18 protein-coding genes are annotated in these 19,078 nt (G+C 68.9%); 8 read left to right on the forward strand and 10 right to left on the reverse strand.

The genetic code is table 11. The features are described 5' to 3' along the window. Window positions 1-77 precede the first annotated feature (77 nt). The gene (locus AB0I51_RS31480; protein ID WP_362980971.1) at window positions 78-1,346 is read right to left on the reverse strand and encodes an extracellular solute-binding protein; all 1,269 of its coding nucleotides are present in this window, start codon (window positions 1,344-1,346) and stop codon (window positions 78-80) included. 345 nt (window positions 1,347-1,691) lie between these two features. On the opposite strand from AB0I51_RS31480, the gene AB0I51_RS31485 reads away from it, so the two are divergent. The 4 genes from AB0I51_RS31485 to AB0I51_RS31500 all read left to right on the forward strand — a co-directional run bounded on the left by AB0I51_RS31485 (window position 1,692) and on the right by AB0I51_RS31500 (window position 7,703). Further along, entirely contained in the window at window positions 1,692-2,732 is a 1,041-nt protein-coding gene (locus tag AB0I51_RS31485; protein ID WP_362980973.1) for a LacI family DNA-binding transcriptional regulator, read from the forward strand. Between the two features lie 240 nt (window positions 2,733-2,972). After that, entirely contained in the window at window positions 2,973-3,761 is a 789-nt protein-coding gene (locus AB0I51_RS31490) for an SDR family NAD(P)-dependent oxidoreductase (protein ID WP_362980976.1), read from the forward strand. A gap of 77 nt (window positions 3,762-3,838) precedes the next feature. Then, entirely contained in the window at window positions 3,839-4,984 is a 1,146-nt protein-coding gene (gene dgoD / locus AB0I51_RS31495; RefSeq protein ID WP_362980978.1) for a galactonate dehydratase, read from the forward strand. Window positions 4,985-5,198: 214 nt separating this feature from the next. Next, entirely contained in the window at window positions 5,199-7,703 is a 2,505-nt protein-coding gene (locus AB0I51_RS31500) for a carbohydrate-binding protein (protein WP_362980980.1), read from the forward strand. Window positions 7,704-8,006: 303 nt separating this feature from the next. Here AB0I51_RS31500 and AB0I51_RS31505 read toward each other — a convergent pair whose 3' ends face one another. Together AB0I51_RS31505 and AB0I51_RS31510 are read right to left on the reverse strand one after the other, a co-directional pair. After that, window positions 8,007-8,471, reverse strand: coding sequence for a hypothetical protein (locus AB0I51_RS31505; protein ID WP_362980982.1), 465 nt, complete (start codon window positions 8,469-8,471; stop codon window positions 8,007-8,009). Between the two features lie 286 nt (window positions 8,472-8,757). Then, window positions 8,758-9,564 (reverse strand): hypothetical protein, encoded by an 807-nt coding sequence (locus AB0I51_RS31510; protein ID WP_362980984.1) that lies wholly within the window; start codon window positions 9,562-9,564, stop codon window positions 8,758-8,760. Between the two features lie 598 nt (window positions 9,565-10,162). Here AB0I51_RS31510 and AB0I51_RS31515 point away from each other — a divergent pair. Then, window positions 10,163-10,876: a glycosyltransferase family 2 protein gene (locus tag AB0I51_RS31515; RefSeq protein ID WP_362980986.1), complete on the forward strand. Its 714-nt coding sequence runs from the start codon at window positions 10,163-10,165 to the stop codon at window positions 10,874-10,876. Here AB0I51_RS31515 and AB0I51_RS31520 read toward each other — a convergent pair. Beyond that, on the reverse strand, window positions 10,852-11,817 hold the full coding sequence (locus AB0I51_RS31520) for a WYL domain-containing protein (RefSeq protein WP_362980988.1): 966 nt from the start codon (window positions 11,815-11,817) through the stop codon (window positions 10,852-10,854). The two genes, AB0I51_RS31515 and AB0I51_RS31520, sit on opposite strands and share 25 nt — an antisense overlap. Window positions 11,818-11,910: 93 nt before the next feature. On the opposite strand from AB0I51_RS31520, the gene AB0I51_RS31525 reads away from it, so the two are divergent. The 3 genes from AB0I51_RS31525 (at window position 11,911) to AB0I51_RS31535 (ending at window position 13,325) form a co-directional block, all read left to right on the forward strand. Beyond that, complete coding sequence (locus AB0I51_RS31525) at window positions 11,911-12,276, forward strand: VOC family protein (protein WP_362980990.1); 366 nt, start codon at window positions 11,911-11,913, stop codon at window positions 12,274-12,276. Window positions 12,277-12,405: 129 nt separating this feature from the next. Further along, window positions 12,406-12,927, forward strand: coding sequence for an SMI1/KNR4 family protein (locus tag AB0I51_RS31530; protein WP_362980992.1), 522 nt, complete (start codon window positions 12,406-12,408; stop codon window positions 12,925-12,927). Between the two features lie 116 nt (window positions 12,928-13,043). Continuing rightward, window positions 13,044-13,325, forward strand: coding sequence for a DUF3027 domain-containing protein (locus tag AB0I51_RS31535; protein WP_362980994.1), 282 nt, complete (start codon window positions 13,044-13,046; stop codon window positions 13,323-13,325). Window positions 13,326-13,436: 111 nt separating this feature from the next. Here AB0I51_RS31535 and AB0I51_RS31540 read toward each other — a convergent pair whose 3' ends face one another. The 6 genes from AB0I51_RS31540 to AB0I51_RS31565 form a co-directional block, all read right to left on the reverse strand. Then, window positions 13,437-14,264: an alpha/beta hydrolase gene (locus AB0I51_RS31540; protein WP_362980995.1), complete on the reverse strand. Its 828-nt coding sequence runs from the start codon at window positions 14,262-14,264 to the stop codon at window positions 13,437-13,439. Between the two features lie 294 nt (window positions 14,265-14,558). Beyond that, complete coding sequence (locus AB0I51_RS31545) at window positions 14,559-15,203, reverse strand: TOPRIM nucleotidyl transferase/hydrolase domain-containing protein (protein ID WP_362980996.1); 645 nt, start codon at window positions 15,201-15,203, stop codon at window positions 14,559-14,561. A gap of 121 nt (window positions 15,204-15,324) precedes the next feature. Continuing rightward, window positions 15,325-15,480, reverse strand: coding sequence for a hypothetical protein (locus tag AB0I51_RS31550; protein ID WP_362980998.1), 156 nt, complete (start codon window positions 15,478-15,480; stop codon window positions 15,325-15,327). 108 nt (window positions 15,481-15,588) lie between these two features. Beyond that, window positions 15,589-16,809 (reverse strand): serine hydrolase domain-containing protein, encoded by a 1,221-nt coding sequence (locus AB0I51_RS31555; protein WP_362980999.1) that lies wholly within the window; start codon window positions 16,807-16,809, stop codon window positions 15,589-15,591. Between the two features lie 148 nt (window positions 16,810-16,957). Beyond that, a complete protein-coding gene (locus tag AB0I51_RS31560; RefSeq protein ID WP_362981000.1) occupies window positions 16,958-17,617 on the reverse strand; it encodes a response regulator transcription factor in 660 nt (219 codons plus the stop codon). A 22-nt stretch (window positions 17,618-17,639) separates the two neighbouring features. Then, window positions 17,640-18,938 carry a sensor domain-containing protein gene (locus AB0I51_RS31565; protein WP_362981002.1) on the reverse strand — a complete coding sequence of 433 codons (1,299 nt, stop codon included), beginning with the start codon at window positions 18,936-18,938 and terminating at the stop codon, window positions 17,640-17,642. Window positions 18,939-19,078 lie beyond the last annotated feature (140 nt).

Consider the following 19,078-nt stretch of genomic DNA (forward strand, 5'->3'; position numbering starts at 1 on the left):
ACTGGGGTGGGCCGGCCGGCTCGATCACCCGGCCGGTGTTCGATTGACCGGACGGCCCAACTACCCCACCGACACGGCTACTTGGCGGACGCCGCCGTCTGGATGTCCTTCAGCGTCTTCGCCGCGTCGGACTGGCCCAGCAGGAACGACTGGATCTTGGAGCCGGTGTCGGTCTCCGACTGGGAGCCGTACCAGGTGTTGGACGGGAGGACCCGGTAACGGCCCTCGGTGAAGGCGGTGTTGAAGATGGTCGTCTCCGTCGAGTCGGGCGTGGTGCCACCGGTGAACGGGGACTCGGCGTGCTCGGCGTCCAGGTACTTCGCCAGATTCGCGCTCTGCGACCAGAACTTGACGTACTCCTTCGCCGCGTCCGCGTGCTGCGACTGGGAGTTGACGCCCCACGCGGTGCCGGAGAACAGCATCGCGTTCGGCTTGGTGCCGGCCGCGCCACCCGGCCAGGGGGCGAACGACACCGGGAAACCGGCCTTCTTGATGTTGGAGACCTGCCAGGCGCCCTGGTACCAGAAGGCGCTCTTGCCGGCACTGAAGTCCTGCGGCCCCTGTGACCACTCGTCGACGCCGAGCTCGTTCTTCCAGTTCACATAGCCCTTGTCACCAAGGGTCTTGAGCTGGTCGAGCGGCTCCTTCCAGTCCGAGGCGAAGGACGCCTTGCCGGCCAGGAAGTCCGCGTCCCACTGCTTGTTCTTCTGGTAGACGGTCGTCGAGCCGCTCGCCTGGAAGATCGAGCTGCCGGTCCAACCAGCCTTGTCGGGAAGGGAGATGGGCGTGATCCCGGCCTTCTTCAGCTTGGCGAGGTCGGCGAGGAACTTCGGCCAGTCGGCGGGGACCTCGGTGATCCCGGCCTTCTTCAGCAGGTCCATGTTGGCGTACAGACCGATGCCGATCAGCTCCATCGGCATGGCCAGCGTCTTGCCGCCGCTCTGCGTGAACGGCTTCGCGGCCGAGGATATGGAGCTCACCCACGACTCGTCGGAGAGGTCCGCGAGGTAGCCGGAGGCACCCCACTTCTTCATCTTGTCGGCGTCGACCATGATGACGTCGCCGGCCTTGCCGCCCAGCAGTTCGGGCTGCAGCTTCTGCGTGTAGGTGGGGTCCGCGGTGGTGTACTTGAAGTCGATCTTGATCTTCGGGTGCGCCGCCTCGAACGCCTTGTTGATCTCGGCGATGTTCGCCGGCTCCGCGCCGCCGCCCTTCCACGCCTCCACGTGGAGCGTGACCGTCCCGTCCGCCGAGGTCGAGCCGGAGCCGCCGCCACAGGCGGCGAGCGACGTCGCCAGGGCGGCGACCGTGGTGGCGACCGTGAGCAGTCTCCCGGAGCGCTTCATTGCACACCTCACCCATCATCGGCGCATGCCGATTTCGTCGTGCTTGCAGGGGTTTCTACGGTTCTTCTAAGGAAAGTCGAGGGTCCTCTTGGTTCGCCGAGTCCCGTCGGCTGTGCGAGGACCGTCATGGTTTGTCGGGCCTGAATGGATATATCACTGAAATCCATCGAAGGAAACCGGTTGACCAACGACTTCGGCGAACGCTAGGTTGCGGCGCCAGAAGGTGTCAAGAGGTCAAACGCAACACCCCACGCCGATCGCCACACCCCAGGCGAATCCGGCAAAGGTGCATGATTCGCAGGGCGGCCGGGGTCGTCGACAACGTGGTTGACAGGGAGGACTCGCGTGGCTGAACAGCCCGTACGGGCAAGGCTGGTGGACGTCGCACGGGAGGCGGGAGTCTCCAAGGCGACGGTGTCCAAGGTGCTCAACGGACGGCAGGACCTGTCCGTCCGGCCGGAGACCCGACAGCGCGTCCACGAGGTCGCCGCCGCCCTGGGCTACCGCCCGCACTCCGGGGCCCGCGCCCTGGCCGGAGCCAGCACCCACGCCCTGGCCCTGCTGGTGCCGGCCCTCAACAACCCGACCTACGTCACCATCTCCCGGGGCGCCTACCAGCGCGCCCGTGAACTGGGCTATCTCTCCCTGCTCGCCGAGGACTTCGACGGCCAGGAGGCCGACGACACCTTCAACGACCTGGTCAAGGAAGGCCGCGTCGACGGCCTGCTGATCGCCTCCGCCCGCCCCAACCACCCCCTACTGGAGACCCTGAGCCGCAACCCGGTTCCGCACGTCTTCCTCAACCGCGCCGTCAAGGGCTCGGACCGCAACGTCACGATGGACGTGGCACGTTCCAGCGTCACCGCGCTGGACCACCTCCACGGACTCGGCCACCGGGTGATCGGCCACATCGCCGGCCCCTCGGGGATCACCCCCAGCGAGGACCGCAGGGACGCGTTCCTACGGCACTCCGCCGCACTGGGACTGCTCGCGGCACCGGTAGCCTCCGGCGACTTCACCGAGGAGGGCGGCGCGGCGGCCGCCCACGAACTCCTCACCCCGGCCGGGGACCGGCCCCCGGTCACCGCGCTCTACACCAGCTCGCTGGCCCAGGCCATCGGGGCGATGCGGGCCATCCACGAACGCGGCCTGCGCATCCCCGAGGACATCTCCCTGGTGGGCAACGACGACCTCCCCGTCGCCGGCTACCTCACCCCCCCGCTCACCACGGTCGCGATGCCCCTGCACGAACTGGGAACGGCGGCGGTGGACGCGTTGGTCGCGGAGATCCGGGGAGAGTCGCCGGGGGACGTTGTGGTGCCGACCGAGCCGCGGTTGGTGTTGCGGGGGTCCACGGCGGGGGCGAGGGCCGGCGGGGTGGCGTGACTCGACGACCCGTGCGACCCGTGCGACCCGACGCCCCGTACAACCTGGGTACGTGGGGGCGTTCTGGCCCGTAGTACCGGTAGTCCGTAGTACCCGGATGCGCGAGCGCGAGCTGACCCGTAGTACCCGTAACACCCGTACGACCTGACCGGACGGGTCGGCCCGAGCCGTAGGCCGACCCGGAAGGGCACCCCCGTAGGACGGATGACCGGACGGGCCGGTCACGCCGAGAGGAACACCATGAGCCGCACCACCCCCGAGAACCACCCCGACCGTCACGCCTCTCGTTTCACCGGCCGCACGGCCCTCCTCACCGCCGCCGCCTCCGGCATCGGCGCCGCCACCGCGCGACGCCTCGCCGAGGAAGGCGCGTCCGTGCTCGTCACCGACGTGGACGCGGCCGGGGCCGAGAAGGTGGCCGAAGAGGTCCGCGCCAAGGGCGGCCAGGCCCGCCACCTGGGGCTGGACGTCACGAACCCCGAGGCGTGGCCGGAGGCGATCCGGATCGCCCAGGAGTGGACCGGCCGCCTCGACCTGCTGCACCTCAACGCCGGCCGCAACCTCCCCGGCGCGATCCACGAACTCGACGACACCTCCTGGCACGACCACCTCCGCCTCGCCCTCGACTCCGTCTTCTACGGCGTCCGGGCCGCCGTTCCGCTGCTCTCGGCGGCCGGCGGCGCGGTGGTCGTCACGGGCTCCGTGCACGCGGTCCTCGGCTTCAGCGGCTTCCCCGCGTACGCGGCGGCCAAGGGCGGAGTCAACGCGCTGGTACGGCAGTTGGCGGTCGAGTACGCGGGCCGGATCAGGTTCAACGCGGTAGTGCCGGGTGCGGTGGACACCGGTCTGTGGACCGACGCGCCGGACGAGTACCGGGCCCAGACGGCCGCCCGCACCCCGGTGGGCCGCATCGGCGAACCCGAGGACATCGCCGCCGCCGTCGCCTTCCTCGGCTCCGACGACGCGTCGTTCATCACCGGCCAGAACCTGGTCGTGGACGGCGGGCGCAGCATCAGCTCGCAGGAGTAGGACCCCCGGCTCCCTTGCTCTTCACCCTCCCCCCGTACCCGTAGTCGTCATACCCGTAGGACCCGGAGGTCCGCAGCATGAAAATCACCGGATACGAGCTGTTCCTCGTCGAACCGCGCTGGCTCTTCCTGCGCGTCGACACCGACGAGGGCATATCCGGCTGGGGCGAGCCCATCGTGGAGGGCAAGGCCCACACCACGGCCAGGGCGGTCGAGGAGATGTTCGACTACCTGACAGGCCAGGACCCCGCCCGCATCGAGGAGCACTGGCAGATGCTCGCCAAGGGCGGCTTCTACCGCGGCGGCCCGGTTCTCAGCAGCGCCCTCGCGGGCATCGACCAGGCCCTGTGGGACATCGCCGGCAAGACCCACGGCGTCCCCGTGCACCAACTCCTCGGCGGCCACGTCCGCGACCGCGTCCGCATCTACGGCTGGCTCTACGGCGAGAGTCCCGAGGAACTCGCCGAGTCGGCGGCGGGCCAAGTGGCCAAGGGCCTGACGGCCGTGAAGATGAACCCCTGCGCGCAACTCGAACCGCTCGCCACCCCCGCCGCGATCGACGCGATCGTGGCCCGCGTGGCCGCCGTACGGGAAGCGATCGGCCCGGACCGCGACCTGGCGCTGGACTTCCACGGCCGCTTCAGCGGAGCGATGTCGAGGCGTGTACTGCCGTACCTGGAACCGCTGTTGCCGATGTTCGTCGAGGAACCGGTCCTCCCGGAATTCACCCGCGACCTCGGCGACGTGGTCCGCGCCACCTCCATCCCCATCGCGACCGGCGAACGCCTCTTCTCCCGCTGGGACTTCAGGGAGGTCCTCGGCGCCGGCATCGCGGTGGCCCAGCCCGACATCAGCCACGCGGGCGGCATCTCGGAGACCCGCCGTATCGCCGCGATGGCCGAGGCCTACGACGTGCTCGTCGCCCCGCACTGCCCACTGGGCCCCATCGCACTCGCGGCGAGCCTCCAACTCGACTTCGCCGTACCGAACTTCCTCATCCAGGAACAGTCCCTGGGCATCGGCTACGGCGACAGCAGCGGCCTGCTCGGCTACCTCGCGGACGCCTCGCCCTTCGAGGTCCAGGACGGCTACATCCACCGCCTGACGGCCCCCGGTCTCGGCATCACGGTCGACGAGGACAAGGTCCGCGCCGCCGCCGAACGCGGCCACCGCTGGCGCAACCCGGTGTGGCGCAACGCGGACGGTTCGCTGGCCTCCTGGTAGCCCAGGTTCCGTAACTGGCGGGGCCGTTGGCTCCGAGTTCCACAACTGGCGGGGCTGTTGGCTTCGCGCTGCCCCGACGCCGTCGAATCCGGCGTCGGGACAGCATCACACGCTCCAGGCGCACCGGCGGCAACCGGTCATCGCGCCTGGTGAAGAGGGGAATCTCGCCGCACACAGCGGCAAGGGACACATCCACCCATCCAAGGAGCGCGCAATGAAGCGTCGCAGATTCGGTTCTCCCGACAGACCAGTTTCCGCCACAACCCGACGAAGGCCAGGGGTCCTGGCCCTGCTCGCCGCGATGGCGGGCGCCCTGCTCGTCCCCGTCACGGCGACCAACGCGGCGGCGGCGGGCACGAGTTACTACGTGGACTGCTCGGCCTCCTCCAACGGCACCGGCACCAGTACCAGCCCCTGGAACTCGGTAACAGCCGTCAACAGCACGACATTCGCCGCGGGCGACAGCATCCTCTTCAAGGCCGGCACGACCTGCACCGGCCAGCTCGCGCCCGGCGGTTCGGGCGCCTCCGGCAGCAACATCTCGATGTCGTCGTACGGTTCGGGCGCGAAGCCGATCGTCGACGCGGCGGGTGCGACGGGCGCGGTCATCCACCTCCTGAACCAGCAGTACTGGGACATCGGCGGCCTGGAGCTGATCGACAACGCCTCGTCCCCCGCCTACCGTTCGGGCGTCCTGGCCGAGAACAGCTCCGGCGGCGTCCTGAACCACATCCGCGTGCACGACATGTACATCCACAACATCGCCGGCTACGGCGGAGGTTGGTACTCGACGAACGCGGGCGTGGGAGTCCAGACCGACCACACGACACCGGTCTCCACCTGGAACGACGTGGTGGTCGAGAACAACACCTTCGACCACGTGGACCGCATAGCGGTGGCGGTGACGCCGGACGCGGACGGCCAGGGCACAGGCCTGACGACCGGCACGGTCATCCGCAACAACACGATGACGTACGACGGCGCGGACGACATCCTGGTCGTCAAGAACGACGGCGCCCTGATCGACGGCAACAAGGCGGGCTACGGCGGCGCGAAGTCGACCTGTCCGCCGTCGGGCAACTACTGCAACGGCGCCTCGGCCGGCATCTGGATGTCCGGCAGCAGCAACACCGTCGTCCAGAACAACGAGGTCTACTGCCACGTCAACGGCGCCGACGGTACCGGTTTCGACGTGGACTGGGGCAACCACAACACCACGTTCCAGTACAACTACAGCCACCAGAACCTCGGCGGCTTCCTGCTGGTGATGCCCCCGTTCACCATCGCCAACGAGCCCACGTCGACCGTCCCCAGCGATGGCACGGTGGTCCGCTACAACATCAGCGAGAACGACGGCAGCAACTCCGGCTGCCCGACATCGGGCACCCAGACCCACGGCGGCGGAGTCCTGCACTTCGTGGGCGGAGTCCCGAACCAGAGCGGCAGTTCGTCCGCCATCCCCCTCTTCTACAACAACACGTTCTCGGTCAGGGACGGCCTGAGCACCCCGATCCTCTACTCCCGCGCAGGCACATCGATCAGCGGAGCCCTGTCCTTCCGGAACAACGCGGTCTTCAACTACGGCTCCGGCAACTACTTCACCACCACCGGCACTTCGACCTACTCCAACAACCTCTTCTACGGCAACCACCCGTCCCGCGAACCCGCGGACGCGGCCAAGGTGACGTCGGACCCGGAGTTCCGCAACGCGGGCAACACGAACACGTCCTCCTCCTACACAGGCAAGAACGCCTACCAGGTCCACCCGTCGTCCCCGGTGATCAGGGCAGGCGCGGTAATCGCATCGAACGGCGGCTACGACGCATACGGCAACGCGGTGTCGGCTTCGGCGGCCCCCAACATCGGCGCGTACAACGGCACCGGCGGCAACCTCCTGTCCAACGCGGGCTTCGAGACGGGCAGTCTGTCCCCCTGGACGCAGGCAAGCGGTACGGCCTCCTCGGTGACGGCGTCCAACTCCCGCACGGGAGCTGACGCGTTGACGACAGCGGCAAGCGGCAGCGGCGCGAACCAGTCCCTCACGGGTCTGACCCCGTCGACGACGTACTTGCTGACGGGCTGGGGCAAGGTGGCGACGGCAGGCGAAACCCTGGCGATCGGCGTGAAGAACTTCGGCGGCACGGAGACCTTCACGAACGTCGCGTCGACGTCGTACTCGCAGGCGGCGATCCTCTTCACCACAGGTGCGTCGTCGACAACGGCCACGGTCTACTGCTGGAAGAACGCCGGTGGAACGGGGGCGGGTTACTGCGACGACCTGGCGGTGGAACCGCTGTCGTCGTCGACGAACACGGTCACGAACCCGGGCTTCGAGACAGGCGCACTGACCCCGTGGACCCAGAGCACGGGCACGGCGTCGAGCGTGGTCGCCTCCAACGCCCGTACGGGCACGTACTCACTCCAGACCGGGGCGAGCGCGAGCGGCGCGATCCAGACGGTGAGTGGCCTGACGTCCGGCGGCAGTTACCTGCTGGCGGCCTGGGGGAAGGTGGCCACCGCCGGCGAGGAGGTCGCGGTCGGCGTGAAGAGCTTCGGCGGCACGGAGACGTACCTGCGGGCGTCGACGACGTCGTACGCCCAGGAACCGATCTTCTTCACGACGGGCGTCTCCAACACTGCGGCGTCGGTGTACTGCTACAAGAACTCCGGTTCGGCGGCGGGGTATTGCGATGACTACACGGTGGTGAAGCTGCCGTAGGAGGACGGCTGGGCAATGCGCATCCCCCGGGTCCATGGCCCGGGGGATGCGCATTGAGGGGGTCGTCGGCCCTCGCCAACGGCCCAACACTGGCGGCCCGTTGTCAGTGCCTACGACTACGGTCGTAAACGCGCGGCCGGCTTCCGGGGGTTCCAGCTCCGTAGGGAATGGTTGCATCCCCGACCTGTCCGGGGCGGCCCGGAGAACACGTCCGGGACCCAACCGACGGCCGGGCTCAGCTGATGACCAAGCAGTGACCTGCCAGCGCCGGCCGCGCACGATCTGCCTCCCGGGGAAGGTTGCTCACAGGTGTTGCTTGCCCCGGGTGACAAGTCGGCCGATGCCAGCGCGAGTTCGCGCCCTCCGAGCGTCGAACTCGTCCCTGCCGCCGGCCTTGGGTATCAGCGTGATGTCAGCGAGCACGTCCTCCGCGGCCCGGCTCAACGCCTCGTCGTCCGTGAGCATCTGCACTCGGAACAGGGCCTCTTGGGCGTTGGAGCGCAGGTCGTAGGCGCGGATGCGTACCGCGTCCGGGTCTTCCGGTGGTGGCTGCTCGCGCTCACAGAACCAGAGGTGGACCAGACAGCGCCGATAGTTGATCAGTGCCCCGGCGTACATGGAGTAGGCGTCAAGCCGCTCCTGCCTAAGCTTCTCGCGGCGCGCGAACTGGTGACTCCTGTCGGTGGTGCGCTGCTGGAACGCCAGGGTGATCCCCGAACCGAGCAGAGTCCCCAGCACGGCTATGCCACTGGCGATGATGGTCTCCACGCACCTAGCTGATCACGCGAGGTCGGCCCCGGCACGCCGTATGCCCAACCTTCAGAACCTCACCACGCTGCCCAAATGTGTTGGTGGACCGCCGACTTGCGCCTCGGCGGCTCCAACCACGGCGATCATCCGTGCCGGCCGAAACCCCGGCAATGGCCTCGCTTCACCCGAAGGCCGCCTTCGGTAGATCAGTAACGCGCTACTGAACGGGGGAGAAGCGCGGGAGCAGCAGACCTTCTTCGATCTGGTGCGGTTGTGATGCGGCCGTTGAGCGACGGCATCAAGGTCAGTGCTCGCGGCGTCCGCATTCGGCCGGGTACAGGACGGATCCCGGAGCGACCTCGAACGATGTTTGCCTGAACTGGATGCACGCACTGTCTGAGGCATCGGCCGTCAGCGTGTCGATCCAGACAGTCGGAGCAGATGACGCGACCGATGAGGTGTGCAATTCGGCTTCGACGGGCGCCTGGGACATCGTGCCTTCGAAGACGGCGAGGGCGGCCAGGCTGCCGTCGGGCTGGACCTCCGTCTCCTCGATGGTCAGCCGCCAGTGGACCTCTGCCTGCGACAGGAGTTGTCTGCCGGGGATCCCGTGGACGAGAAGAGCACTCCGACGGCCACGAATATGACGTGCCACGGCGCAGCAGAGCGGGACGTCGGTGCCGAAAGGAGTGTCCACCCGGTTGTGACCGGCAGTCGGGAAGCAGTCGAGCGCGTTCGCCAGGAGTCCGAGGGCCGCGTCCTTGATGCGCGGACGTCGGCCGTGCTCGACGAGGTCCAGCAGGATCGGGGTGGCGGCATAGGCCGCCGGGAACACCATGGCGGCGTGACCGCACACGAAGCCGCCGTCGGCGAGAATGGAGGTCGCGTCGCCCGTCTCGTTGGCCGTGGTGGAAACCGCCAGTAGCCGCAGCGCGTGAGCGACGCGCTCGGGATCGTCGCAGCGATGCCACGTCGGGTTGGGTATCGCCGCCCAGTTCACGGCGTCTATGGCATCAAGGGGCACGGCCAAATTCTGCCGGACCGGCGTGATCCCCTCACACGATTTCTGGCGGCGTCGTGCTGGGACCTGAGCTCGGGAAGCCACTGACATTTGCGGCTGGTTGTGGCGTTGACCTGGGTTGACGCCGGGGTGCCGTCTCGTCGGGCTCCGTCGCATTCACCGTGGTTCTCCGCTGTTCGCCGCTGGTCCGCGTTTGATCCGGTGCGGCTGTCGTGAGGCTGCAGGGCGCGAGCATGGGGCGCGGAGAGAAAATGCGCGCCCTCACCTCACTATGCGATGCCTGTTTCGCTCCACTGCCCTCACCAAGGCTCCTGCACGCCCCTCCATCACTCTTCCGGGGCCGTAACCAGTGCTTCAACAAAGGCCTCTCGTGCCGTCGCTCGTCGCAGTGCGGCGCTTGCTCGGTGCCGGGAGATCGGCACCGGGCAGCAATAGGCAACAGGGCGGCCCAACGGCCGTCGGGGAAAGAAGCGGCAGCCGTGCCGCGGGGGGCAACAACCACACCATGTCCGACCACATGACCACCGCTGGACGCCCAGGCGCAGCCGTCAGGGTCCCGTCAGGCCTTCCGCCCACTGGCGAAGGCCACCGTAGGGGCCGCCCCGACCACAGCAGAGGTCGACGAGGACACGGCGCGCACCGCCGACGGCTGGTCATCCAGGGCGCGGCCCCGTTGCTGGAGACCGCCGTGATCCTGCCCGCACGCGACGAGGAGGCCGGCGTGTTGCTGGCCCTGGAATCACTGGCCGCTCAGAGCGCACCACCCGCCCTGATCGTCGTCGTGGTCAACAACTCCTCCGACCGGACCGAGGAGTTCGCACGTCGATTCGCCGACCGCCCCGGTGTGCCGCGCACGGTCGTCTTCAATCTGCCGGACAACCCGCACAAGAAGGCCGGCGCCCTCAACCACGCCATCAACTGGCTGAACCGTGCATCCGGCGGACTCGCATCCGCCGCAAAGTACCTGCTGGTCATGGACGCGGACACCAGCCTGCACCCGAAGTTCCTGGAACGGGCGCGCAACGTCATGGCCTCCGACCGGCGACTGGGCGGACTCAGCGCCCACCATCCGCTCGAACGTGGCGACATCCTTCACAGATGCCGGGCCGGGCAGCCCCCGGCCGGCCACGTGGGCACGGACGGCCATGACGAGTTCGTCATCGGTCACGCAGCAGATCCTCAGCCATGCGACCCGACTTGTCGACGGCTGTCTCGCACACAGGCGCGCACCCTGAGCTTGGGAAGCCCGGTCTCTCTGGCGCTGGTCGCCGGACTGATCCGCGGCGTGTGGCGTAGGTCTGCTGGGTCTGAGCGGCCTCCAGCGCGGTCGACGCCACTGCGTGGCCATCCGGTGCTACTGGTGGTCGCGGTTGCGGGTCAGGACGTCGGTGACGGCGCATAGTGGTGGGCCAGGTTGGTGGTGAGGTCACGGAGGTGGGCCCTGGCTTCGGTGGGGCCGTGCACCGTGATGGCGCTCCCGAACGGCAGTAGTGCTCGTACGTCCTCCAGTTGGAGGAAGCGGATCGTCACCCTGTGGCCGGTGGCGGATTCTTCGTGGTCGTCCGGGACGAGTTGTTGGCCGAAGATCCGTTGAGCTCGCCCGAGCTGGGTCTGGTCGATGGTGGCGCTGACCTCTACCGCGTGGTCGTGCTCCCACTGATCAACGAGCGCTGCGGCGACGGTGGCCAGGGTCTGGCTCTCGCGGATCCGTCGTGGCTGGTCGACTTCTTTCCACGTCGTGATCCGTTCGAGTCGGTACATCTGCGGCACTCGGGCACGGTCGGCGACGAGGTACCAGATGCCGGCCTTGGCGAACAGCCCGTAGGGATCCACGACCAGGTCGCGTGGGCATGACTCGCGTGGGCTGTCGTACTCGATCCGTAGCCGGCGACCCCGCCGCACCGCGCCGATCAGCGAAGCCGGAGTCGTGCCGGAAGCCCGTGCCTGACGCCAGGGGCGGCTGTCCACGTGCACTGCGTCGGTGAGCGGCAGGAGCTCATGAACCCGACGCGGCTGGGCGGCGGCGATCTTGGAGAGCGCGCGCCGGCTTTCGGCCGATGCGTCGAGCTCCGCACGTTGCTTCTCGTCCAGCCCGGTGAGCGACAGATGATCACGCTCGTCCGGTGTGAGCCGCGTGAGGTCGAGCCCGGACCCGGGCAGCATGGTCACGCCGCCGAGGCGGCCCCGGTGCGCGGTCACCGGCAGACCGGCGTCGCGGAGCCAGTTCAGGTCTCGGGTGATGGTTCGAAGGGACACCCCGAGCGCCGAGGCAAGTTCCTGCGTGGTCACGGCATCCCTCGATTCGAGGAGCAGCATCAGGGTGAAGAAGCGATCTGGGGTCACACACCGATTTTCTCCAGGAATTGCGACACGATGCGGCGCATATCCCGGTCAGGCTGATGGACACGTACCTCCGACCTGCGAGAAGGAACAACCATGACCAGATCCGTCGTGTCCATCGTCTACGTGAACGACGCTCCCGCCGCAGCTCGCTTCTACGGCGGCCTCCTCGGCATGAGCCCCTCGTTCGAGACTTCGGGATACATCACCTTCGACCTCGGGCCGGGCGCTGACCTCGGTGTGTGGTCCGGCCAGTTCGAGGACCTGTCACCGGACGTCCCGCGCACCAGCGAGGTGTGCCTGGCCATCGGCGGTGGACCCGACGAGCTCAACGCGATCTTTGAGCAGTGGAAGTCCAAGGGGGTCACGATCCTGCGCGAGCCTCATGATGTTGGGTTCGGGCTGACCTTCCTCGCAGCCGATCCTGACGGGAACCGTATTCGCGTCGCACCGCGGGGCTGAAAGGTCCCGTCGCCCACGTCGCCGCTGAGATCGGCGACGATCTGCGCGGCGGCCTTCTCGCAGCGGAGGGAGGTCTGCTGGGGCTGAGCCGTCTCCAGTGACACTGGTGGTCGCTAGCCTGTCCGAGTGATGACCGATGAGCGTCAGTTTCCTGAGCCGTTGGCCGCTGCGCTGGCGCTTCCGTTCGAGTACGACGGCGGAGATGGGGTCGACTTCGAACCCTTCCCGGCCTTCCTGTCCGCGGAGGAGACCACCGACTGGTTCCGGGCCTGGACCGGCAACGCGGAGTTGAGCGGTGACGATTTCCGCGTGTTCGGACAGGACGGCTCGGGTGGATACGCGGCGTTCTGGCTGATACGTCAGCACAGCCCACTCGTCGATCAGCCTGTGGTCTTCCTTGGTTCGGAGGGCGAGACGGGTGTCGTGGCGTGTGATCTGGGTGCCTTCTTGTGGTTGTTGGCGGGCGGCTTCGGTCCTTGGGAGGCAGCCACCTCCTACGAGCCCGACTGGACGCCGTCCCCCAATCGCGAATTGGCGGCCGTCGCGGAACGATTCGCAGCAGGCCGGGAGCGGTCGGCGGCGGCCGTCATCGAGCAGGCGACCCGGGAGTTCCCGGACTTCGACGACATCGTCATGGCGCTCTGCCGCTGACTCGGGTTGCACACTGCCACTGGAATCACCCCCTGGGTGAGAGGTGAAGCCGTGTGCGCAAGCCGGGCCCGCGCCCTCTCCCGCCAACTCCCCGCCAGCTGAGTACGGTTCGCGTCATGGACGGTGGGGCGTGGACAGGCGATGACCGTGGACACAACGACGCTTGTCATAAGCGCTGGTTGCAAGTGCGGAACAGGGCCACGCACCAGCCCGGATATCGCGACGACTGGTACGACGCGCAATGCGGGGGCTGTCGGTTCTGGGTCGCGTTGAGTGGGGAGTTGGGGCGGGACTGGGGGGTCTGTACACACCCCGGCTCGGCGTTCGACGGGCAGGTTCGTTTTGAGCATGACGGTTGCGAGTTGTTCACCGTTCGGGAGGATGGTTCGTTCGGCTGAGTTCGCTGAATGCGCAGACTTCGCTGAATGCGCCGAGTTCGGCTGATCGTTGCGTGGAGCAGAAAGGCCCAGGTCGCCGACCTGGGCCTGGTCCGTGCAGCTGAAGCATCCTCAGTCCGTCGCCCCCGGCTTGACCACCGTGTCCACGAAGTCGCCGATCGCGCCCAGCGTCGCGCCCAACTGTTCGATCTGCGGGAAGTGGGCCGCGTCCGCGATCGGGACGAAGCGGCTGGTGGGGAAGGAGTCGGCGTAGCCGTGACCGTACTTGAGGGGGGCTATGCCGTCCTGCTCGCCCCAGACGACCAGGACCGGGACGGTCACGCGGTGGAGGCGGCCGCGGAGCTTCGGGTCGTAGGTGAAGTGTTCGCCGCCGTAGACGGCGAGGGTCTGCTGGTTGGCGGCGCCCACGGCACGCTGTTCGTCGGTGAACGAGGCGAAGTCGGGGCGGAACTCGGGCTTGGAAAAGGACAGTTGGCTGATGTCGGCCGGAGCCATGCCGCGCGGGTCGACGACGCGGTTCTCGACCATGTGGGCGTGGATGCCGACCGCGTTGAGCAGGGTCAGGGCGCCGATGCGGCCCTGGTTGTCGCGCAGGGCCATCTCCGCGGCGATCCAGCCGCCGACGGAGTTGCCGATCACCATGACGTCCTTGAGGTCCAGCGTGTCGAGCAGGTCCAGGTAGGCGATGGCCAGGTCGGCGACGGTGTCGAAGCGGTCCGGGCGGGGGGTGCCGTCGAAACCGGGGTGGGTCGGGGTGACGACGTAGACGTGTTCGGAGAGGGCGGCGGAGATGCCGGCCACCGTGCGCGGGCCTGCGCCGCCGTGCAGTACCAGGACGCCGGTGCCCTCGGTGTTCTCGCCGAACTCCTGGATGGTGACGGTGAGTCCACCGGGGAGGGCGACGGTGCGGGGGGCGGGGGAGGTGGCGGAGGTGGGCATGGTGGGGTCCTTTTCGCTTGGTTCGCTCGGGCTTCGCCGCTTGCTGAGAGCTGGCTCTCATGAAGGTAGGGGGTTGGCTCTCTTTATGCAAGTTCACTCTCATGATGAGAGTTGAGTGTGCCCGATTCGGGGCGCCAGGCGGCGATATGGGTGTGCGCGGTGCGTGGTGTTCGGTGCTCTGCGTGGGGACGGTTCCGGCGGCGGGCCGCCTGGGGAACGCCAACGCTCCCTCCACCGGCGGGCCGCCACCATCCGGCCCGGTGTCCGTGGTGCGGGGGCCGAAGAGGGTGGTGGTTACAGGGTGTTGAGCAGGTCGTCGAGGGGGGTGGGGGTGCGGTCCGGGGTGAGGGCCTCGACCAGGACTCGGCCGTAGTGGATCTTGCGGCCCGATGTCGTGCCGAAGAAGCGTCTCAACTGTTGCTGGATGGGGCGGCCTTGTTGGGCGGGTTGGTTCAGGAAGGTGCGGAGGGGGCGCAAGTCGCCCTCCGCGTCGATGAGTTCGGTGACGCGGGTCGGGCCCAGTGCGCGGATCAGTTCGTCCTCCAGGTCGGCCGTGCAGACGAAGAAAGCCTGTTGTGGTGCGCCCACGCTGTCGAAGGCCCGCGCGTAGTAGGGGTGTTCGCGTTCGTCGCACAGGCCCGTGAGGCGCAGGCCCGGGCCGGACGGGGACGGGCCGAGGAGGCGGGCGTAGCGGCCGACGTTCATCGCGCCGCCCATCGACAGGACGCAGACTCCCTCGGCGGGCAGGTCCCGGCCGCGGGCGGTCGCGAGTGCGGCTACGGCTGCGACGTCACTGGGGCCTTCGAGCAGTACGGCGACCCGGATGCCGAGTTCCGCTGCCAACTCGCGTGCCGGGTCACCGGGTTCACCGGTCGCCGCCCACTCCGCGACCGCCTCCCGGAACCGCTCCGTTTCCCCCGTGCTCACCATGCCGACCATGAGACGAGTCTCCGTCCTGCGCCGGCCGGTCCGGTAGGGATTTTTCACCGGGCGGAGGCGCGGGCAACCAGCCGCACAGGAGCCGGCGTTACGCGTCCGGCAGTGACTCCGTGAGGCGTTCTCAGGTCGGGTGCACGTCCTCGCGGCCTGGGAACACCTCACCGAAGCCGTTCTGCCCGGATGTCTCCTGAACGATGTGATCGTGCTCCTCCAGCAGGCTGCGCACCGCGTTCACGGTGGCCTGGGCCACGCGCCGCCCCTTCGGAATGTTCGGCATGTCACTCGCTCCGGATGTCCCCCGCTCCGGATGTCCCCCGCTCGCCCCGGGCCGATGTCGTTCTCCGTCACCCTGCCCTAGCCACTGACATCCGACCTCGGTGGCTGACTACTTCCCGCCGGAGTCCCCGCCGGACCTCCCGCCGGAGTTCCCTCCCGACTTTCCTCCGGTGGCGCAGAGTTCCGTGTCGATCAAGGCGTTCTGGGCCACCTCCGTGGAGAGATCGGACGCTCCGTCTCCCGTTGCCTCCAGGACGACGGTCCGGCGGCCGTCCGCGCTGACCCCGTCGCGGGTGGTGTAGCCGAAGAGGTCCCCGGCGTGGCTGTAGTAGACGCCGCCGCAGGTCAGGGGGATCTCCATCAGGCCCAGGCCGTAGCGGGCGCCGGGCCACACGGGGTCGAGGGAGGCGGCACGTACCGTCGTCTTCATCTCGGCGAGCTGGGCCGGGCGCAGCAGCTTGCCGCCGAGCAGTGCCGAGAAGAAGCGGGACAGGTCACCGGTCGTGCTGATCATGGCGCCGGCCGAACCGGCGGCCGTCGGGTTGAAGTCGGTGACGTCGATGACCGGGCCGGTGCCACCGAAGTCCGAGTAACCGTGCAGGTGTTGGCCGGGGATACGGGAGGAGGTGTCGGGGGCGGAGGTGTCGCGCAGGTCCAGCGGGCGGACGATGCGCCGGGTCACCTCCTGCTGCCAGGTGTGACCGGTCGCCTTCTGGACGATCATTCCGGCCAGAATGTAATTCGTGTTGGAGTACTCCCAGTCGGTGCCGGGTGCGAAGTCCGGGGCGTGCCGCATCGCGATGCCCACGAGCTGCCGCGGCGTCCATGTGGTGTACCGGTCGGCCTCGAAGTCCGCCACCGTGCTGATCGCGGGGAAGTCCGCGGTGTAGTTGAAGAGTCCGCTGGTGTGGTTCAGCAACTGCCTTACCGTGATGGCGTTTCCGTCGTTGCCGTTCCCCGACACCACCCCGGGAAGCCAGTGTTCGACGGTGTCGTCCAGCGACACCCGCCCCTCGCCGACCAGTTGGAGCAGCACCGTCGAGACGAAGGCCTTGGTGCTGCTGGCGATCCGGAAGCGGTCGGTGACGCGGGCCGCCCGTCCTGTGGTGGTGTCGGACACCCCGGTGGTGGCGGTGTATCGCCGGCCGTCCGGGCCCGTCGACTGCGCTACGACGGCCACGGTTCCCGTCTTCTGGACGGCGTCCACGCTCGCCTGGAGCGTGCGCTGCCGGGAAGCCGTGGTGTTCTCCGTGGCACTCGCGGCGGGCGCGACGAGGCCGATGCCGAGGGCGGTCAGTGCCGCTGCGACGGCGAAGTGACGGATCGTCATAATTGGTTTTCTCCCGGAGAGTTGGTGTCGGCCACCGGTTACCCGGTGTGTTCGCCAACCTAGGAAGAAGCCGCTCGGTGATCGATCCAGCGCGCGGGCCGGTTCGCCGTACAGCCTGCTGTACCGAGGCCGTTCCCCCGGCAGGGCCTCAGACCAGTCGCCGCAGATCCTCCAGGTACCGAAGGACGGCCGCGACCCGCCGGTCCACCTGGTCCGTCGGGGACAGGTCGAGCTTGGCGAAGATGCTGCGGATGTGTTTGTGGACGGCGCCGTCGGTGACGACGAGTTTCCCGGCGATGGCGGAGTTGCCCAATCCCTCGGCCATCAGGGCGAGTACGTCGCGTTCGCGGGGGCTGAGGCGTTCCAGGCGGGTGTCCTGGCGGGAGCGGGTGAAGAGCTGGGCGACGACCTCGGGGTCGATGGCGGTGCCCCCGGCGGCCACCCGGTGCAGTGCGTCGAGGAACTCCTCGACCCGGCCCACCCGTTCCTTGAGCAGATAGCCGAGACCGTTCACCCCGCCGCCGAGCAGCTCGGTGGCGAAGCTCTGCTCGACGTAGGCCGACAGGACGAGCACCGCCAGGTCGGGGCGGCGGCGCCGGGCCTCGACCGCGGCGACGATCCCCTCGTCGGTGTGCGTCGGCGGCATCCGTACGTCGAGGATGGCGACGTCCGGCCGGTGTACGTCGATGGCGTCCAGGGCCGCGTCGGGGGTGCCGGCGGTGGCCACCACGTCCAGTCCCTCGGCGCGCAGCAGCAGGGCGAGCCCCTCGCGCAGCAAGGGGTCGTCCTCGGCGATCACGATCCGCATGACACGTTCCCTCTCATGTACGTCAGGACCCACTGGGGAGATCCACGGTCAGGACGGTCGGGCCCCCGGGCGGGCTGGTCAGGGTGAGGGCGCCGTCATGCGCGGCGACGCGGCGGCGGATGCCGGTCAGGCCGGAGCCGCCGTCCTCGTCGGCTCCGCCCCGTCCGTCGTCCTCGACAGACAGCCGCAGCCGGCCGCCGCTCCCGCGTGCCCTGACGACCGCGTGCCGTGCGCCGCTGTGCTTGGCGATGTTGGTCAGGGCCTCGGCGACGACGAAGTAGGCAGTCGCCTCGACGGAGGCGGCACAGCGCGCGGGCACGTCCACGTCGATCCGGCACGGCACCGCGCAGTCCGCGGCGAGACCGGAGAGCGCGCCCGCGAGCCCCCGGTCGGCCAGTACCGGCGGGAGGATGCCGCGCGCGACCGTCCGCAGTTCGGCCAGCGCCTGTTCGGCGGCGGACTGGGCGCGTTCGAGGAGTTCGTCGGCGCCGGCCGGGTCGCGGGCGACCATGCGGCGGGACGCCCCGATCAACACGGCCACGGAGACCAGCCGGTTCTGCGCGCCGTCGTGCAACGAGCGCTCGATGCGCCGCAGTTCGGTGGCGTGCGCGTCGAGGGCGGCGGCGCGGGTGGCGGTCAACTCCGCGACGCGCAGGGAGAGATCGACGTCGGGACCGGCAGCCAGGAGCCGTCGTCCGGGGTCCGACTGGAGCCGGGCCATGCCGGGCGTCAGCCCCAGGACGATGGCGATCCAGCCCACGCCCAGCAGCGCCACGGCGAGGGCGTCCGCCCAGGTGTGCGCGCTGCCGACGCCCAGGGAGGTGGCTGTCGTGTTCGCGGGCAGGAACGTCCAGTACAGCGGGAACGCGGTGTCCCGCACGGCGAGGACCGGCAGCAGGACGCCGAGCAGCCCGAGCGGCAGACCCAGGGTGGAGTGCCGTACCAGCCAGCGCAGTTCGCGGCGGGTGGTGGCGTCGGCGAGGGCGAGCCGCAGCCGGGTGGGCGGCGGCTCGGGGGCGACGACCTCGGGGCCCCGACGGGCGAGCCGCTCGCGCTCCCGGCCGGCCAGGGCGTGCAGGGCGCGCAGGAGAGAGGGTGCCATGAGCAGGCCGACGCCTACGACACTCGTCGCGGCGGTGACGGCCAGCCACAGCAGCAACAGCCCGGCGAGCACTGCCGTGTTGAGGCCGGTGGCGAGCTGTGCGAGTGCCTGCCCCGCGGTGCTCAGGACCCGTAGCGCGAGGTGCCGGACGCTCTCGCGTGGGGTGGCTGCCCCGACACCGACTGCCCCACCGTCGCCCTCGCTCGTGCTCGCTGTCATACGAACGACCCTATGTCGTACGGCAGTTCCGCACGGGCGCGAATCCGCAGGAGTACAGCCTGCTGTACCCCGCATCGGGTGGGCTGCGGGATCGGCCGGGAGGGGTGCCGGTCCATAGCGTCGACGACGACAGCAGAAGC

Source organism: Streptomyces sp. NPDC050549 (assembly GCF_040655035.1).
Lineage (GTDB): Bacteria > Actinomycetota > Actinomycetes > Streptomycetales > Streptomycetaceae > Streptomyces.

Coding starts and splice junctions, on each gene's coding strand:
- AB0I51_RS31535 (WP_362980994.1), top strand. CDS start 13,044: ATGGACGGTGGGGCGTGGACAGGCGATGACCGTGGACACAACGACGCT.
- AB0I51_RS31530 (WP_362980992.1), top strand. CDS start 12,406: ATGACCGATGAGCGTCAGTTTCCTGAGCCGTTGGCCGCTGCGCTGGCG.
- AB0I51_RS31525 (WP_362980990.1), top strand. CDS start 11,911: ATGACCAGATCCGTCGTGTCCATCGTCTACGTGAACGACGCTCCCGCC.
- AB0I51_RS31550 (WP_362980998.1), bottom strand. CDS start 15,480: ATGCCGAACATTCCGAAGGGGCGGCGCGTGGCCCAGGCCACCGTGAAC.
- AB0I51_RS31540 (WP_362980995.1), bottom strand. CDS start 14,264: ATGCCCACCTCCGCCACCTCCCCCGCCCCCCGCACCGTCGCCCTCCCC.
- AB0I51_RS31500 (WP_362980980.1), top strand. CDS start 5,199: ATGAAGCGTCGCAGATTCGGTTCTCCCGACAGACCAGTTTCCGCCACA.
- AB0I51_RS31490 (WP_362980976.1), top strand. CDS start 2,973: ATGAGCCGCACCACCCCCGAGAACCACCCCGACCGTCACGCCTCTCGT.
- AB0I51_RS31480 (WP_362980971.1), bottom strand. CDS start 1,346: ATGAAGCGCTCCGGGAGACTGCTCACGGTCGCCACCACGGTCGCCGCC.
- AB0I51_RS31560 (WP_362981000.1), bottom strand. CDS start 17,617: ATGCGGATCGTGATCGCCGAGGACGACCCCTTGCTGCGCGAGGGGCTC.
- AB0I51_RS31565 (WP_362981002.1), bottom strand. CDS start 18,938: ATGACAGCGAGCACGAGCGAGGGCGACGGTGGGGCAGTCGGTGTCGGG.
- AB0I51_RS31555 (WP_362980999.1), bottom strand. CDS start 16,809: ATGACGATCCGTCACTTCGCCGTCGCAGCGGCACTGACCGCCCTCGGC.
- AB0I51_RS31510 (WP_362980984.1), bottom strand. CDS start 9,564: ATGTCAGTGGCTTCCCGAGCTCAGGTCCCAGCACGACGCCGCCAGAAA.
- dgoD (WP_362980978.1), top strand. CDS start 3,839: ATGAAAATCACCGGATACGAGCTGTTCCTCGTCGAACCGCGCTGGCTC.
- AB0I51_RS31545 (WP_362980996.1), bottom strand. CDS start 15,203: ATGGTCGGCATGGTGAGCACGGGGGAAACGGAGCGGTTCCGGGAGGCG.